Source organism: Archangium violaceum, from assembly GCF_016859125.1.
GTDB classification, from domain to species: domain Bacteria; phylum Myxococcota; class Myxococcia; order Myxococcales; family Myxococcaceae; genus Archangium; species Archangium violaceum_A.
In genome coordinates this window covers 8,731,726-8,747,396 of sequence record NZ_CP069338.1, presented here as the reverse complement: position 1 = coordinate 8,747,396, position 15,671 = coordinate 8,731,726, and the positions used below count along the sequence as shown (strand labels likewise).

Here is a 15,671-nt window from a genome sequence, read left to right as displayed (position 1 = left end):
GGCGAAATCTCCGAGGAGACACATGTCCCGTACCATTCGTGCCCCCCGCGGAACCGCCCTGTCCTGTAAGGGCTGGGTCCAGGAAGCCGCCCTCCGGATGTTGATGAACAACCTGGATCCGGACGTGGCCGAGCGCCCCGAGGATCTCGTCGTCTACGGCGGCATCGGCAAGGCCGCCCGCGACTGGCCGTCGTTCGATCGCATCGTCGACAGCCTGCGCCGCCTCACCGACGAGGAGACGCTCCTGGTCCAGTCAGGCAAGCCCGTGGGCATCCTCCGCACCCACCCGGACGCCCCTCGCGTTCTCATCGCCAACTCCAACCTCGTGGGCCGCTGGGCCAACTGGGACCACTTCTTCGAGCTCGAGAAGAAGGGCCTGATGATGTACGGCCAGATGACGGCCGGCTCGTGGATCTACATCGGCACCCAGGGCATCCTCCAGGGCACCTACGAGACCTTCGCCCAGGCCGGCCGCGTCCACTTCGGCTCGGATGACCTGTCCGGCCGGCTCGTCCTCTCCGGTGGCCTCGGCGGCATGGGCGGCGCCCAGCCCCTGGCCGCCACCATGAACAACGCAGTCTTCCTCGGCGTGGAGATCGACCCGCACCGCGCCCAGCGCCGCGTGGAGACGCGCTACCTGGATGTCGTCGCGAAGGATATCGACGAGGCCATCTCCCTGGCCAAGGAGGCCCAGCAGAAGCGCGTGGGCCGCTCCATCGGCATCATCGGCAACGCCGCCCAGGTGTTCCGCGAGCTGTACCGCCGGGGCCTCAAGCCGGACCTGGTCACCGACCAGACGAGCGCGCATGATCCGCTCAACGGATACATCCCCGCGGATCTGTCGCTCGAGGCGGCGGCCGAGCTGCGCCAGCGCGACCCGAAGGGCTACATCGAGAAGGCCCAGAAGTCGATGGCCATGCAGGTGGAGGCGATGCTGGACTTCGCGCGCGCCGGCAGCCACGTCTTCGACTACGGCAACAACATCCGCGCCCAGGCGCAGCTCGCCGGGCTGGAGAACGCCTTCGACTTCCCCGGATTCGTCCCGGCCTACATCCGGCCCATGTTCTGCGAGGGACTCGGGCCCTTCCGCTGGGTGGCCCTCTCCGGAGACCCCGAGGACATCCGCCGCACGGACGAGGCCGTGCTGGAGCTCTTCCCCCAGAAGGAGTCGCTGCGCCGGTGGCTCAAGATGGCGCGAGAGCGCGTGGCCTTCCAGGGTCTGCCCGCGCGCATCTGCTGGCTGGGCTACGGAGAGCGCGCCAAGGCGGGCCTGCGCTTCAACGAGATGGTGCGCAAGGGCGAGGTGAAGGCCCCCATCGTCATCGGGCGTGATCACCTGGACTGCGGCTCGGTGGCCTCGCCCAACCGCGAGACGGAGTCCATGCGCGATGGCACGGACGCGGTGGCCGACTGGCCCATCCTCAACGCGCTCGTCAACGCGGTGAACGGCGCGTCCTGGGTGTCCTTCCACCATGGCGGCGGCGTGGGCATGGGCTACTCGCTGCACTCCGGCCAGGTCATCGTCGCCGACGGCACCCCCGAGGCCGCGCGCCGCATCGAGCGCGTGCTCACCTCGGACCCTGGCATGGGCGTGCTGCGCCATGCCGACGCTGGTTACCCCGAGGCCGTCGAGGTCGCCCGGACCCGCGGCGTGCGCATCCCCGGCATCACCGAGTGACGAATGGAAACCCTGGAGCTGTTGATCCGCAACACGTCCGAGGTGCTCACCGTGGAGGGCTCCCACCAGGAGCCCGCCGAGCAGGCCCTCACCCCGCGTCCCAACGCCTGCGTGGGCGTGCGCCGGGGGAAGGTCTGGTACGTGGGCTCCGAGGGCAGCCTGCCCAAGGGCGCGGTGGGCCCCTCCACCCGGGTGGTGGACGCCCACGGGCAGTTCGTGGGCCCCGGCTTCGTGGATCCGCACACCCACGCCGTCTTCGCGGGTGAGCGCGCGGCCGAGTTCGACCTGCGCTGCCAGGGTGCCACCTACCTGCAGATCGCCCAGGCCGGGGGCGGCATCGCCAACACCGTGCGCGCCACCCGCTTCGCCAGCGAGGAGGATCTCATCCGGCTCGCCCTGCCCCGGCTGCAGCTGATGCTGGAGTACGGCATCACCACCGCCGAGGTGAAGAGCGGCTACGGCCTGTCGCTCCAGGACGAGCTGAAGATGCTCCGGGTGGTGCAGCGGCTCTCCACGCTCCAGCCCCTGGAGTTGGTGCCCACGCTCATGTGCGCGCACGCGGTGCCCGAGGAGTACCGCGAGTGGCGCGAGGCCTACATGGATCTCTGCATCAAGGAGATCATCCCCGCGGTGGCCGAGCAGGGGCTGGCGCGCTTCTGCGACATCTTCGTCGAGGAGAGCGCCTTCAGCCACGCGGAGGCGCGCCGGATCCTCGGGGCCGCCACGAAGCTGGGGCTCAAGCCGCGGCTGCACGTGGACCAGCTCACCTCCTCGGGAGGCGCCGAACTGGCGGCCGAGCTGGGAGCCAGCACCGCGGACCACCTGGAGCACGTGAGCGACGCGGGCATCCGCGCCCTGGCGGACGCGGGCGTCACCGCCGTACTCGTCCCTACCTCCACCCTCTTCCTGCGCGTGCGGCCCTACGCCCCCGGGCGCAAGCTGCGCGACGCCGGCGTCAACGTGGCGCTCGGCACCAACCTCAACCCGGGCTCCGCCATGAGCGAGAACCTGCCGCTCACCCTGGGGCTCGCCTGCCTGGAGAACGGGCTGACGGCCGCGGAAGCCTACTGGGCCGCGACCCGAGGGGCCGCGCTCGCGCTTGGTTTGAACACATACGGCCGGATTACGGTGGGAGATCCGGCAAACATTGTCGTTTTTTCGTGTTCAAACTATCGCCATCTTCCCTATCACCTGGGAATCAATCACGCACGGATTGTCATTAAAGACGGCCATGTGGTGGTAGAAAACGAGCGGGCCCTCTGTTCATGACTTCAGGTGGACAGAGGGACGTGACGGAACTTCCCGTCTGGGCCGGTCGTTATCATCAAACAAGAAGACCATGTGCCGTCTCTTCGGCTTTCGTTCCTCTGTTCCCGCTGCGGTCCACCCGTCCCTCGTGACGGAGAAGAACTCGCTTCTCCAGCAGTCGAGGGAGCACAAGGATGGTTGGGGTATCGCCTCGTATGAGGCCGAGCAACCGCTCGTCGCCCATGGGCTCGGACCCGCGTACTGCGATCCCGACTTCGAGCGGGTGAGCAGCCGTGTGTCCTCCCGCACGGTGGTGGCGCACCTGCGCCTGGCCTCCGTGGGCGCGGTGGAGAAGCGCAACGCCCACCCGTTCAACTACGGCCGCTGGTGCTTCGTGCACAACGGCACGGTGAGCAACTTCGCCCGGCACCGTGCCACGGTGGAGTCCCTCATCCGCCCGGAGCTGCTGGCGAACATCCGGGGCGCCACGGACTCCGAGCGCTGCTTCTACCTGTTCCTCACGCGGCTGGAGAAGCGGCAGTCGCTCGAGGGGCCAGCAAGCGTGGAGACGGTCGCGTTCGCGCTGGCGGAGACGATGGAGCTGGTGTCGGCCATCACCGACGAGCCGGGGCAGGCGCCGCAGGAGCGCTCGTCGATGAACTTCCTCGTGACCAACGGGGACGTGATGGTGGCGACTCGGCGCAACCGGACGCTCTTCCTGTCGGACACGGCGCCCGAGACGGGCAAACGCCCGCACCGTCTGCACGGGGGTCCCCCGAAGCCGGGGACGCAGCTCGAGCAGTTCGTGCTCGCCAGCGAGCAGCTGTCGGGCGAGGACCACTGGCACGTCATCGACGAGGAGGACATCGTCGGCGTGGACAGCGGCCTCGTCCTGCACCGGTGGAAGGTGCAGGACCTGTGCACCCGGCCCTAAGCGCCCGGTGGAGGAGGCCGTGGGGGTCATGCCCTCACTGCCAGCTGCCCAGCGGACCACCGTAGGCACCGATGTCCTCGGGCGTCCCGTCACGGTCGAGCCCGAGGAGATCGAGGCATCCGGCATCGCGTAGCGGAGAGCCGGCCGCCGGGTGGAAGTTGCCTGATTCCGCCGACACGAAGAGCGGCTCCAACTCGATATTGCCGTCCTGACCGATCTCGAACCGGGGCGGCACCTGGTGGAGGGAACGACGGGAGCGGGGGTTGGCTCCTCGAGGGAAGATGGTTCGACGCAACCGGTCAGCACAGACCCACGAGCAGCGGAGCGGACAGCGGGGAGCGCACGTTCATGAGCCAGACCCCAAGCAATCACCAGACCAGCGTCAGCCCTTGCTGGGGGGCCCCAGGCTCGGCGCGCCCCAGTCGGTCACGGTGACGGGCACCGTCATGTCACCCTCCACCCGGAAGGAGTGACGCGGTGCCTGCGCTCCGTCCGCGGAGAGCTCGGGGCACCACGAGTCCTCCAGCCAGAGCTCGAACGAGACGTCCGCCTCGAGCGCGAGCCGCACCGAGCCCATGTAGTGCTCGCCCTGGCGGCGCAGGTGGAAACCCGGAGTCGCATCACCCCCGAGCGATGGGTCCGAGCCCACCACGGTGACGATCGCGTTGGCCGGGGTGTCCGAGGGCACCGTCACGTCGAAGGTGACGGTGGCGTGGGGATACTCCTGGGGAGGTGGCTCGATGGCGCCACACCCCACCAGCATCGCGCTGGCGAGCGGGACGAGCAGGAAGCACTTCGCTGCGTGGGAGAGGGTCATGGGCACAGGATAGACCCGGAGTGGATTCCCCCGGACAGCGAGTGGGGAGACGAGCCTTCCTCCGAACGGTCCCGGGGGAAGAGGAGGCCTTACGATGTTCGCCACCCGGCAACACCGCCTCGGAAGGTCTTTTCCAGCATCTCGACGAAGCGGCGCACCTTGGCCGGCACGTAGGGAGCGGGCGCATAGATGGCGAACACCCCGCGACCCACCGGGATGAAGCGTCCGAGGACGGCTTCGAGCCGCCCGGCCTCGAGATCCTCCTCGACGAGGTAGCGAGGCAGATCAGCGATCCCGAGGCCGGCGAGCGCGGCCTGTCGCAGGGCGTGGGTGTTGTTGACGTGCAACCGGCCCGAGACGCGAATGGGGGTGGTGTGCTCCGAGTCCTCCGAGGCGCGCAGGTGCCACGTCTCCACGGGCTGGCCCGCGACGAACACGATGCATTCATGGTTCGTGAGCTCGCCGGGCCGACGCGGGCGACCTGCCCGGGTGAGGTAGTCGGAGCTGGCGCAGAGCACGCGCCGATCATCACCGAGCCTGCGGGCCACGAAGGCCGGCGGCGGCTGGGACGTCATGCGGATGGCCACGTCGATGCCCTCCTCGACGAGATCGCTCCTCCGGTCCGAGAGCTCGACGTGAACCTTCACGGTGGGATACGCGCGCTGGAAGGCGAGCACCACCGGCATCACCTGGACCTGGCCGAGCACCGTCGGCGCGGTGACGCGCAGCGTGCCGTGCGGCGTGTCCTGGACGCTCTCCGCCTCGCGCTCGACGGACTCGATGGACTCCAGGATGGAGCGGGCCCGCTCACAGTAGCGGGCACCGGCCTCGGTGAGCTGCATGCGGCGCGTGGTGCGCTGGAGCAGCCGTATCCCGAGCCGGGCCTCGAGCCGCGACACCTGCTTGCTCACCGCGGAAGACGTCATGCCCAGCTTCGCCGCGGCGGCGCTGAGCGAGCCGGCGTCGACGACGGTAACCAGGATGGACATTCCGGTGATGGCCTCGCGGTGCTCCAGCATTCGTGAATCCCCGTCAAGAGTGCTCGTCCCCGGGAAGCCTTTTTCATCTGCCAGGAAAGACGCAAGTTCCGGGTCATCGAGGCGCTGGCCTCGAGCCGTCCACCTTCTTCCGAGGAGAGAGCCACCATGGCCCCCGCCAAGATCCAGAAAGCCCTCATCGTCAGCCCCAGCGATACGAGCCGGTTCGAGCTCGTGGAGCGCGAGGTTCCCCAGCCCGGCCCGTACGATCTCCTGGTCGAGGTCAAGGCCGTCTCCGTCAACCCGGTCGACACCAAGGTGCGCGCGAAGCGGCCGGGCCAGGTTCTCGGCTGGGATGCCTCGGGCGTCGTCATCGCCCGGGGCTCGGAGGTGAAGCGCTTCCGCGAGGGCGACGAGGTCTTCTACGCCGGTGACATCACCCGGGAGGGAACGAACGCGTCGCTGCACGTGGTGGACGAGCGCATCGTCGGCCACAAGCCGCGCAAGCTGGACCACCTCCACGCCGCGAGCATCCCCCTCACGGCGCTCACGGCCTGGGAGGGCCTGTACGAGCAGCTCCGTGTCGAGCAGGGCGGAACCCTCCTCGTCATCGGGGCGGCCGGCGGCGTCGGCTCGCTCGTCGTGCAGATGGCGAAGCGGCTGACGAGGATGACCATCATTGGCACGGCCTCCCGCGACACCACCCGGGACTGGGTGAAGAAGATGGGAGCGGACCACGTGGTGAACCACCGCGAGAACCTGCCCGCGCAGCTCGCGGCGCTCGGCCTGAAGAACGTGGATGCCATCTTCTGCTGCATCGGCACGGACGCGCACTTCGAGACGATGGCGGAGCTGATCGCGCCGAGCGGGCGCATCGTGTCCATCGTGGAGCCCGAGCAACCGCTGCCGATGGGGAAGCTCTTCAGCAAGAAGGCGAGCTTCTCGTGGGAGTTCATGTTCTCGAAGTCCATGTACAAGACGAAGGACCTGGCCTCCCAGCAGGCCATCCTCGACCGCGTGGCCGACTTGTTGGACGAGGGCGTGCTCACCTCGACCCTGACGGTGGACGCGGGCGTGCTGGAGCCCGCCGCGCTCGCCGAGGCGCACCGGACCCTCTCCTCCGGCAAGATGGTGGGCAAGCTCGCCTTCCGCCTGTAGGCGAGCTCAGTCCGGCTGCTCCTCGAGCTCGACCAGCACCTGACCGTTGGTCTCGTCGAGGAGCGCCTTCCGGAACGCATCCACCTGGGAGACGGGAAGCTCGAGCCGGTAGCCCACGGTGACCGCGTACTCCTCGGAGAGGACCTGGGCCTCGTGGGCGGGGAGCAGCCGGCGCACGCCCTCGATGTTCGCGTACTCCAACTCGACGGCGAGGCGCGCCTTCCGTACGCGCTCGCGGGTCGGCAGGCTCTCGAGTGCCTGCTGGACGCAGCCGGTGTAGGCCCGCACCAGCCCGCCCTTGCCCAGCAAGGTGCCACCGAAGTAGCGGGTGACGACCGCCGCCACCTCCCCTACCCCGCCGTGGAGCAACGCCGTGAGCATCGGCCGGCCCGCGGTCCCATGCGGCTCGCCGTCGTCACTCATCCCCACCGTGCTGGTCGAGCCGGGCGGCCCCACCACGTAGGCCCAGCAGTTGTGGTTCGCGTCGGGGAAGTCCTCGCGGACCCGGGCGACGAAGGCCTTCGCCTCCTCCACCGTCGGCGTGTGGGCGACCGTGGTGATGAAGCGGCTGCGTTGGATCTCCTGCTCCACCCGGTGGAGGCCCGCGGGAATGAGGTAGCGCTTGTCCTCGCCCATCAGCGCTCCGAGGGCAGCCACGCCTCCAGCAACTGCGTGGGCCTCGAGCCCCAGGCCTCGGCCACCAGCTCGCGGGACTCCTCGCCCGTGTCCCGGAGGGTGACGCGCAGGAACTCGCGGGGCGCGGCCTCCGGAATCCTATCCAGCCACTCCACCAGCACCGCGCCGTCCCCGCCCACCAGATCCAGGAAGCCCGTGGCGTACAGCTCGTCGTAGTCGGCCAGCCGGTAGAGGTCCGCGTGGTACAGCGGCACCCGGCCCCGGTACGGGTAGACGATGGCGAACGTGGGGCTGGCCACCTCCGAGCGCGACACGCCCGCCCCCTCGGCCACGCCGCGCACCAGGTGCGTCTTGCCCGCGCCCAGGTCGCCCACCAATCCCACGAAGTCCCCCGGCTGAAGCAACTGTCCGAGCCGGACACCCAACCGGTGCGTCTCCTCGGGTGAGCCCGAGAGCACCGTACGGCTCAGTGAGGGCGCGCTCATCGGTTCCACCTCGTCCACACGTTGCACAGCCCCTTGGCCACATCCGTGGCGATCAACCCCAACCGGCCGCGACGGGCCACCATGAGGTCTCCCGAGAGCCCATGCGCGTACACGGCCGTCCAGGCGGCCTCGGGGAGCTTCAGGCCCTGCCCCAGCAGAGCACCCAGGAGGCCACTCAGCACGTCGCCCATGCCACCTGTGGCCATGCCCGGGTTGCCCGTAGGGTTGACGAAGACGGAGCCATCGTGGTGCGCCACGAGCGTCCGGGCGCCCTTGAGCACCAGCGTCACCCCATGCGTGCGAGCGAAGTCCCGAGCCACCTCCACGCGGGCCTTCTGCAGATCCTTGGTGGGCACACCGGTGAGCCGAGACATCTCGCCCGGGTGCGGGGTGAGCACCAGCGGTCCCTTCGCCCGGCGGAGCACCTCGAGATCGGTGGCGACGGCGTTGAGCGCGTCCGCATCCAGCACGGCGGGCACCTCCATGCGCGAGAGCAACGTGCCCAGGAGCTTCACCGTCTCCTCGCCGCGGGGGATGCCCGGGCCCACGACGAGCACGTCCTTCTTGTCCGCTGCGGCCAGCAGGGGCTCCAGGTCCGCCATGCCGAGCGGCCCTCGATTCTCCAGCGGCCACCCCATCACCTCGGGCGTATGGCCGAGCACCGACTCCACCACCTCGGAGCGGGTGGCCACGGTGACGAGCCCCGCGCCGCCGCGCAGCGCGCCCAGGGCCGACATGGCCGCCGCGCCGGACTTGCCGTGGCTTCCGGCTATCACCAGCACATGCCCGTAGGAGCCCTTGTGCGTGTCCGAGCGGCGCGGAGCGATGGCTCCTCGCGCGTCGGACTCCTCGACGAGGAACACCTCCGCGCCCTCGCGGGGCTCGACGGCCTCGGGGGGAATGCCGATGTCCACGCACCGCAATTCGCCGCACAGGGTGGCGCCGGGCTCCAACACCTGGCCCTGCTTGACGAAGCCGAAGGTGACGGTGATGTCCGCCTCCACGCAGGGCACGAAGGGCTCGCCGGTGTCCGTGTGCAGCCCCGAGGGGATATCCGCGGCCACCACCTTCGCCCCCGCCGCACGCCAGCGCAGCATGTACTGGATGGCCTCGGCGAACTCCCCCGCCGGAGCCCGGGTGAGCCCCGTGCCGAAGAGCGCGTCCACCACCACGTCGCCGGCCCTCGCCTCCCCTACCGCGCCGAGCGGCTGGGGCTCGATGCCATGGGGCGACAGCGCGTGCAGGTTGCGTCTGGACTCGGGCGTCAGCTTCGCCCGGTCCCCTACGAGCACCAGCGTCACGCGCAGGCCGTGGGCATGAAGGAAGCGCGCCGCCACCAGCCCATCCCCCCCGTTGTTGCCGGGCCCGCACACCACCACGTACCGCGCGCCCGGGGCGCTCGACTCTCGCGCCGCGTCCGCCAGATACCGGCCGGCGTTCTCCATCAGCAGCGGGGACGGCATGCCGAAACGGGACTCGGCGGCCTGGTCGGCCGCGCGCATCCGGGCGGCGGTGAGGACACGGCGCATGACTCAGCTCCTTTCCTGGAGGACGACCGTCGCGGCGGCGACCCCCGCGTCATGGGTGAGCGCGAGGAAGGCCTCCGCGCGCCGCTTCTCCATCTCCGCGAGCGCCACGCCCGAGAGACGGAAGCGCGGTGGGCCGCCCTCGCGCACCACCTCCATGTCCTGCCAGGTGAGGCCCGGCGGAGCGCCCAGCGCCTTCACCAGGGCCTCCTTGGCGGCGAAGCGGGCCGCGTAGGCACTGGCCGCGTCCGCTCTCGCGCTACACAGGGCGCGCTCGGCGTCCGTGTACACCCGCGCGAGGAAGCGCTCGGCGCGCGGCCCATCCAGGATGCGCTGGATGCGCGCCACCGAGCAGATGTCCATCCCCAGGCCGAGGATCGCCATGACGCCCTATCCCGGGTTGCGCATCAGCTCGACCATCTCCCGCACCGCCCGCTCGAAGCCCACCAGCACGGCCCGAGCGACGATGGAGTGACCGATGTTCAGCTCATCGATCTCCTGGATGCGCGCGATGGGCAGCACGTTGTCGTAGTTGAGCCCATGGCCCGCGGCCACGGTCATGCCCAGCCGCGCCGCCGCCTTCGCCGCGTCCACGATGCGAGCCAGCTCCCGCGCCCGCTCGCGCTCGTTGCGCGCCTCGCAGTAGCGCCCGGTGTGCAGCTCGATCCGGTCCGCGTCCACCTTGTGCGACGCCCGCACCTGGTCCAGGTCCGGGTCGATGAACAGCGACACGGGGATGTCCCCGTCCTTGAGGTTCTTGATGATCTTCGCGATGTGATCGCGCTGTCCGGCGACGTCGAGCCCGCCCTCGGTGGTGAGCTCCTCGCGGCGCTCGGGCACCAGCGTCACCACGTCCGGCTTGTGCTCGTAGGCGATCTTCACCATCTCCTGGGTGGCCGCCATCTCCAGGTTGAGCAGCGTCTGGACCGTCTCCCGCAGGATGCGCAGGTCACGCTCCTGGATGTGACGCCGGTCCTCCCGCAGGTGGATGGTGATCTGCCCGGCACCGGCCAGCTCGGCGATCGCCGCCGCCGTCACGGGATCCGGATACGTGGTGCGCCGCGCCTGACGCAGCGTCGCCACGTGGTCCACATTCACACCCAGTCGCTGTCCCATCTCGGCCGCTCTCCTCGCGAGGGCATCGGACCGGAGCATGCCTCGCTCCGGCCCGCGCGCGCCCTTCTATTCGCGGCCAGAGACCAGATGTCAACCGTTGAGCGCCTTGGTGAGCGCCTCGGCGATCTCCCGGGCGTACTGCTCGTTGCGCGCGGCGTCGGTGCCCTCGATGAGGACGCGGGCCTTGGGCTCGGTGCCGGAGAAGCGCACCAGCACCCGGCCCTCCTTGCCCAGCTTCTTCTCCACGTCCTGGATGGCGCGCATCACCGTGGGCAGCTCGCCCAGCTCGCGCTTCTGCTTCACCACCACGTTGACGAGCGTCTGCGGCACCGGCTCGAAGATGGAGGCCAGCTCGCTCACCGGCTTCTGCTGGCGGCACATGACGGCCAGGAGCTGGAGCGCGGCCAGGGTGCCATCTCCCGTGGTCGTCTGGTCCAGGAAGAGGAGGTGGCCGCTCTGCTCGCCGCCGATGTTGTAGCCGTTCTTGCGCATCTCCTCGACGACGTAGCGGTCACCCACCTTGGTGCGGACGACCTTCACGCCCCAGCGGGACACCGCGCGCTCCAGGCCGATGTTGCTCATCACCGTGGACACGAGCGTCTTCTTCTTCAGCTCCTTGCGGGTGACGAGCTCGCCGGTGCAGATGGCCATGATGGCGTCGCCATCCACCACCTTGCCCTTCTCGTCCACGACGATGAGGCGGTCCGCGTCACCGTCCAGCGCGATGCCCACGTTGGCCCCGTGCTTCACCACCGCCCGCGCGAGGTTCTCCGGGTAGAGCGCGCCGCACTTGTTGTTGATGTTCTTGCCGTCCGGCTGCACGCCGAGCGCGATCACCTTGGCGCCCAGCTCCTCGAGCACCGCCGGGGCCGTCTTGTAGGCGGCGCCGTTGGCACAGTCGACGACGACCGTCAGCCCCTCCAGCGTCAGCTCGCGGGGGAAGGTCGTCTTGAGGAAGACGATGTAGCGGCCACGCGCGTCCTCCAGGCGGAAGGCCCGGCCAATCTTGGTCGCGGTGGGACGGATGGAGTCGATGGCGCCGCTGGCCACCAGCTCCTCGATCTTCGCCTCGGTCTCGTCCGGCAGCTTGAAGCCGTCGCGCCAGAAGAACTTGATGCCGTTGTCCTGGTACGGATTGTGGGAGGCGGAGATGACCGCGCCCGCGTCCGCTCGCATCGAGGTGGTGAGGTTGGCGATGCCCGGGGTGGGCAGAGGACCCACCAGGTCCACATCCACGCCCATGGAGATGATGCCGGCGGCGAGCGCCTGCTCCAGCATGTAGCCGGACAACCGCGTGTCCTTGCCGATGATGACGCGGTGCCGGTGAGGCCCGTTGCGGATGAGGTGCGCGAGCGCACGACCCAGCTGCATCGCGACTTCCGCCGTCATCGGGTAGACGTTGGCCACGCCCCGGACGCCGTCCGTGCCAAAAAGCCGCTGAGACGCCCTCTCTTCCTTCGGGGGCATGTTCATCCTGTACGCCATAGTGTGCCGCTCCACCTTTCCAGGCCGGCTGTGACGCCGGGCCGCCAACGCCGAGGGCTTATATCCCGCCCTCCACAGCGCCCGAAGCTAGGGAGTAGAAGCTCCCTGGACAAGCTTGCGGCCAATCAGGCCACCCCACCCATTGGTAGGTCGGAACGCCTCATACATCCTCCCTGAGGGAGAATGTCCCTCAACCCCGCACCTTCGGCGACTGGTAGAGAGACCCGCCCTCCAGAGCTTCGCGCACGGCATCGGCCACCGCGAGCGCGTCTTTCACTTCGGAAACGTCGTGTACCCGAACGAAGTCCGCGTCCCCCGCTCCGGCCATGGCCGCCACCGAGCCCAGCGTCGCGGCCAGTCGTTCGTTCGCTGGCTTGCCTCCCACGAGCTTTCCCAGGAAGCCCTTGCGGCTGGTGCCCACCAGCAGCGGTAGCCCCAGCACGCGCAGCTCCTCCAGCCGCCGGAGCAGGAAGAGGTTGTGCCCGAGCGTCTTGCCGAAGCCGATGCCCGGATCCACCAGCACCCGCTCGCGCGGCACGCCCGCGGCCACCGCCCGCGCCACGGCGTCCTCCAGGAAGGCCAGCACCTCGTCTACCACGTCGTCGTAGCGAGGATCCTTCTGCATCGTCTCGGGGGTGCCCTGGATGTGCATCAAGCAGCAGGCGGCCCCGGCCTCGGCCGTCACACGAGGCAGCTCGGGATCGAAGGTGAAGCCGCTGATGTCGTTGATGAGCACCGCGCCGGCCTTCAGCGCCTCGCGGGCCACCGCCGCCTTGGTGGTGTCCACGGAGATGGGCACGTCCGTGCGAGCGCGCAGGCCCTGGATGACGGGGACGATGCGCGCCATCTCCTCCTCGGCGGGCACGGGCGGCGAGCCCGGCCGGGTGGACTCACCGCCCACGTCCAGCACGTCCGCGCCCGCCTCGGCGAGCCGCAGTCCATGGGCCACGGCGGACTCGGTGCCGAAGTAGCGCCCGCCGTCCGAGAAGCTGTCCGGCGTCACGTTCACCACGCCCATGACGTACGTGCGCGTCCCGAAGGTGAAGGTGCGCCCGCCCAGCACCAGGGGGGCCGGTGGCAGCGCGGACTCCAGCACGCGCGCCAACGCCGCGGCGAGCCCCGCCAACTCCGGACGAGCCTTCGCCTCGGAGATCACTCGCTCGAACTGATCCTTGCGCCCCGAGAGCAGCCCCGTGCCGGGCCGCGTGCGCGGGTCCCCCGCCACCCACGAGGGGAACTCCTCACGCCCGGGAGCGGTGGACTCCGCGAAGAGGCCCGACAGGAAGCGGCCCTGCTCGCGCTCCAGGCCCGTGAGCAGCACGTGGAACGCGGGCAGCTTCTCCAGCAGGTACTCGCGAGCGGGCGTGGGCAGCCCCATGCGGAGGAAGGCCGGCTCGAGGTCGGCGGGGCGATCGGCGCGGACAGGGCGGGCGCGAAGCATATCGGGTCGGCTCCGGGGATGCGGAAAACAGAAAGGCCCTCCCCACGTGAGTGGAGAGGGCCCGGGTTCTACACGGAAGCGCGGCTCGGACTACGCCTTGTTCGGCTCCATGTTGGGGAGCCCCTCGAGCGCGTCGAGGATCTTCCGCTTGTCCTTCTTCTCGGTGGACTTCGAGGGCGGAGCCACGACGCGGGGAGGCGGGCGCTCGCGGGTGAGCTGACCACCCTGGAGGAGGATGTTGACGTCCTCGGCGTCCAGCGTCTCGTACTCCACCAGCGCATCGGCCACGCGCTTGAGGCCCTCGAGGTGCTCGGTCAGCAGCCGCTTGCCGGTCTCGTAGCAGCCCATCACGATGCCACGCACCTCGGCGTCGATCTGCCGCGCGGTGTCCTCGGAGTAGTCCTTGGCCGAGTTGAAGTCGCGGCCCAGGAACACCTCACCGTCGCTCTTGCCGAAGGCCAGGGGCCCCAGCTTGTCGCTCATGCCCCAGCGGCACACCATGGCGCGCGCCGTCTCGGTGGCACGCTCGATGTCGTTGGACGCACCCGAGCTCATCTCGTTGAAGATCAGCTCCTCGGCGATGCGGCCACCCATGGCCATGGTGATCTGATCGAGGATCTGCTTCTTGTAGCCGTTGACCTTGTCCTCGGTGGGCAGGCTCCAGGTGAGACCCAGGGCCTGGCCGCGCGGGATGATGGTGACCTTGTGGAGGGGATCGCAGCCCGGCAGCAGCTTGGCGATGAGCGCGTGGCCGGCCTCGTGGACGGCGGTGTTCCGCTTCTCCTTCTCGGTCATGATCATGGACTTGCGCTCGGGGCCCATGAAGACCTTGTCCTTGGCCTGCTCGAAGTCGCTGAGGTCCACGCGCTCCTTGTTCTGGCGGGCGGCCATCAGCGCCGACTCGTTGACCAGATTCTCCAGGTCCGCGCCCGTCATGCCCGGAGTACCACGGGCGATGACCTCGAGGTCCACTTCCGGAGCCAGCGGCACGCGGCGGGTGTGCACCTTGAGCACGCCCAGGCGGCCCTTCAGGTCGGGACGGGGCACCACGATGCGCCGGTCGAAGCGGCCCGGGCGCTGGAGCGCGGGGTCCAACACGTCCGGACGGTTGGTGGCGGCGATGAGGATGACGCCCTCGTTGGACTCGAAGCCGTCCATCTCCACCAGGAGCTGGTTGAGCGTCTGCTCGCGCTCGTCGTGACCACCGCCGAGGCCCGCGCCACGGTGACGGCCCACGGCGTCGATCTCGTCGATGAAGATGATGCAGGGGGCGTTCTTCTTGCCCTGCTCGAACAGGTCGCGCACGCGGCTGGCGCCCACGCCCACGAACATCTCCACGAAGTCCGAGCCGGAGATGGAGAAGAAGGGAACCCCGGCCTCACCGGCCACCGCGCGGGCCAGCAGCGTCTTGCCGGTACCCGGAGGGCCCATCATCAGCACGCCCTTGGGGATGCGGCCACCGAGCTTGGTGAACTTCTTGGGATCCTTGAGGAACGCGACGATCTCCTCCAGTTCCTCCTTGCACTCGTCGGCGCCGGCCACGTCCGCGAACGTGACCTTGTTGTGGCTCTCATTCAGGAGCCGCGCCTTCGACTTGCCGAAGGTCATCGCCTTGCCGCTCCCACCCTGGAGCTGGCGCATGAAGAAGATGAAGAACAGGAACAGGAAGACGACGGGCATCCACTGACCGAGGATGGTCAGCCAGAGGCTGTTCTGCTCCTCCCGCTCGTACTTCACGTCCACATTGTTCTTGCGCAGTTGCTCGAGGACGGTCGCATCCGCCTCGGGGCCGGTGGTCCGGAACTTCTCGTCGGTATCAGTGAAGACACCCGAGTAGGTGTTCCCCTTGACCGAGACGGCCCGAACCTTCTTGTCCTCCACCTTGGCCAGGAACTGGGTGAAGGTCGGCTCCTGCACCTGGTCGCTGCCCGTGGAGAAGAAATTGTAGAAGGCGACGAAGAGGACGATCAGGATGACCCAAAGGCCGATGGTCTTGTAAGTCGAACGCACGTGTCAGCTGCCCTTTCGGTGCTCGGCGGTATGAGGGCACGGCCGAAAAATGCCCAGCAGTTTCGACCGTTTGTCACGACACCGGGCGCGTTGCCCGTTTATCGGACGGTATCAGCAACAGCAAAAACGCCTCAACTATTTTGGGGGTTCCATCCCCGAA

The 15,671-nt window shown here is 69.1% G+C and carries 15 protein-coding genes; 4 read left to right on the top strand and 11 right to left on the bottom strand.

Translation table 11 applies throughout. The features are described 5' to 3' along the window. Window positions 1–22 precede the first annotated feature (22 nt). The 3 genes from hutU to JQX13_RS37165 all read left to right on the top strand — a co-directional run bounded on the left by hutU (window position 23) and on the right by JQX13_RS37165 (window position 3,860). On the top strand, window positions 23–1,678 hold the full coding sequence (gene hutU, locus JQX13_RS37175) for a urocanate hydratase (RefSeq protein WP_203404173.1): 1,656 nt from the start codon (window positions 23–25) through the stop codon (window positions 1,676–1,678). A gap of 3 nt (window positions 1,679–1,681) precedes the next feature. Further along, window positions 1,682–2,947 (top strand): imidazolonepropionase, encoded by a 1,266-nt coding sequence (gene hutI, locus JQX13_RS37170; protein WP_203404172.1) that lies wholly within the window; start codon window positions 1,682–1,684, stop codon window positions 2,945–2,947. A gap of 70 nt (window positions 2,948–3,017) precedes the next feature. Further along, a complete protein-coding gene (locus JQX13_RS37165; protein ID WP_203404171.1) occupies window positions 3,018–3,860 on the top strand; it encodes a class II glutamine amidotransferase in 843 nt (280 codons plus the stop codon). A 34-nt stretch (window positions 3,861–3,894) separates the two neighbouring features. Here the strand turns inward: JQX13_RS37165 and JQX13_RS37160 are convergent, their stop codons facing one another. The 3 genes from JQX13_RS37160 to JQX13_RS37150 all read right to left on the bottom strand — a co-directional run bounded on the left by JQX13_RS37160 (window position 3,895) and on the right by JQX13_RS37150 (window position 5,696). Then, on the bottom strand, window positions 3,895–4,155 hold the full coding sequence (locus JQX13_RS37160; RefSeq protein ID WP_203404170.1) for a hypothetical protein: 261 nt from the start codon (window positions 4,153–4,155) through the stop codon (window positions 3,895–3,897). 87 nt (window positions 4,156–4,242) lie between these two features. Further along, on the bottom strand, window positions 4,243–4,677 hold the full coding sequence (locus JQX13_RS37155) for a hypothetical protein (RefSeq protein WP_203404169.1): 435 nt from the start codon (window positions 4,675–4,677) through the stop codon (window positions 4,243–4,245). 89 nt (window positions 4,678–4,766) lie between these two features. Then, window positions 4,767–5,696 carry a LysR family transcriptional regulator gene (locus JQX13_RS37150; protein ID WP_203404168.1) on the bottom strand — a complete coding sequence of 310 codons (930 nt, stop codon included), beginning with the start codon at window positions 5,694–5,696 and terminating at the stop codon, window positions 4,767–4,769. A 126-nt stretch (window positions 5,697–5,822) separates the two neighbouring features. Between JQX13_RS37150 and JQX13_RS37145 the strand changes: the two genes are divergently transcribed. Next, on the top strand, window positions 5,823–6,812 hold the full coding sequence (locus tag JQX13_RS37145; protein ID WP_203404167.1) for a zinc-binding alcohol dehydrogenase family protein: 990 nt from the start codon (window positions 5,823–5,825) through the stop codon (window positions 6,810–6,812). A 6-nt stretch (window positions 6,813–6,818) separates the two neighbouring features. Here JQX13_RS37145 and JQX13_RS37140 read toward each other — a convergent pair whose 3' ends face one another. The 8 genes from JQX13_RS37140 to ftsH all read right to left on the bottom strand — a co-directional run bounded on the left by JQX13_RS37140 (window position 6,819) and on the right by ftsH (window position 15,511). After that, entirely contained in the window at window positions 6,819–7,469 is a 651-nt protein-coding gene (locus JQX13_RS37140) for a YigZ family protein (protein ID WP_239014085.1), read from the bottom strand. Further along, window positions 7,448–7,933, bottom strand: a complete 486-nt coding sequence (gene tsaE / locus JQX13_RS37135) for a tRNA (adenosine(37)-N6)-threonylcarbamoyltransferase complex ATPase subunit type 1 TsaE (protein WP_203404166.1) — start codon at window positions 7,931–7,933, stop codon at window positions 7,448–7,450. The genes JQX13_RS37140 and tsaE overlap by 22 nt, the downstream gene beginning before the upstream one ends. Then, entirely contained in the window at window positions 7,930–9,462 is a 1,533-nt protein-coding gene (locus JQX13_RS37130; protein ID WP_203404165.1) for an NAD(P)H-hydrate dehydratase, read from the bottom strand. The genes tsaE and JQX13_RS37130 overlap by 4 nt, the downstream gene beginning before the upstream one ends. 3 nt (window positions 9,463–9,465) lie before the next feature. Beyond that, window positions 9,466–9,843 carry a holo-ACP synthase gene (acpS, locus tag JQX13_RS37125; protein WP_203404164.1) on the bottom strand — a complete coding sequence of 126 codons (378 nt, stop codon included), beginning with the start codon at window positions 9,841–9,843 and terminating at the stop codon, window positions 9,466–9,468. Between the two features lie 6 nt (window positions 9,844–9,849). Continuing rightward, entirely contained in the window at window positions 9,850–10,575 is a 726-nt protein-coding gene (locus tag JQX13_RS37120; protein WP_203404163.1) for a pyridoxine 5'-phosphate synthase, read from the bottom strand. 90 nt (window positions 10,576–10,665) lie between these two features. Further along, window positions 10,666–12,060, bottom strand: a complete 1,395-nt coding sequence (gene glmM / locus JQX13_RS37115; RefSeq protein WP_203404162.1) for a phosphoglucosamine mutase — start codon at window positions 12,058–12,060, stop codon at window positions 10,666–10,668. A gap of 190 nt (window positions 12,061–12,250) precedes the next feature. Continuing rightward, a complete protein-coding gene (gene folP, locus JQX13_RS37110; protein ID WP_203404161.1) occupies window positions 12,251–13,501 on the bottom strand; it encodes a dihydropteroate synthase in 1,251 nt (416 codons plus the stop codon). Window positions 13,502–13,591: 90 nt separating this feature from the next. Next, window positions 13,592–15,511 carry an ATP-dependent zinc metalloprotease FtsH gene (gene ftsH / locus JQX13_RS37105; RefSeq protein ID WP_203404160.1) on the bottom strand — a complete coding sequence of 640 codons (1,920 nt, stop codon included), beginning with the start codon at window positions 15,509–15,511 and terminating at the stop codon, window positions 13,592–13,594. Between the last annotated feature and the right edge of the window lie 160 nt (window positions 15,512–15,671).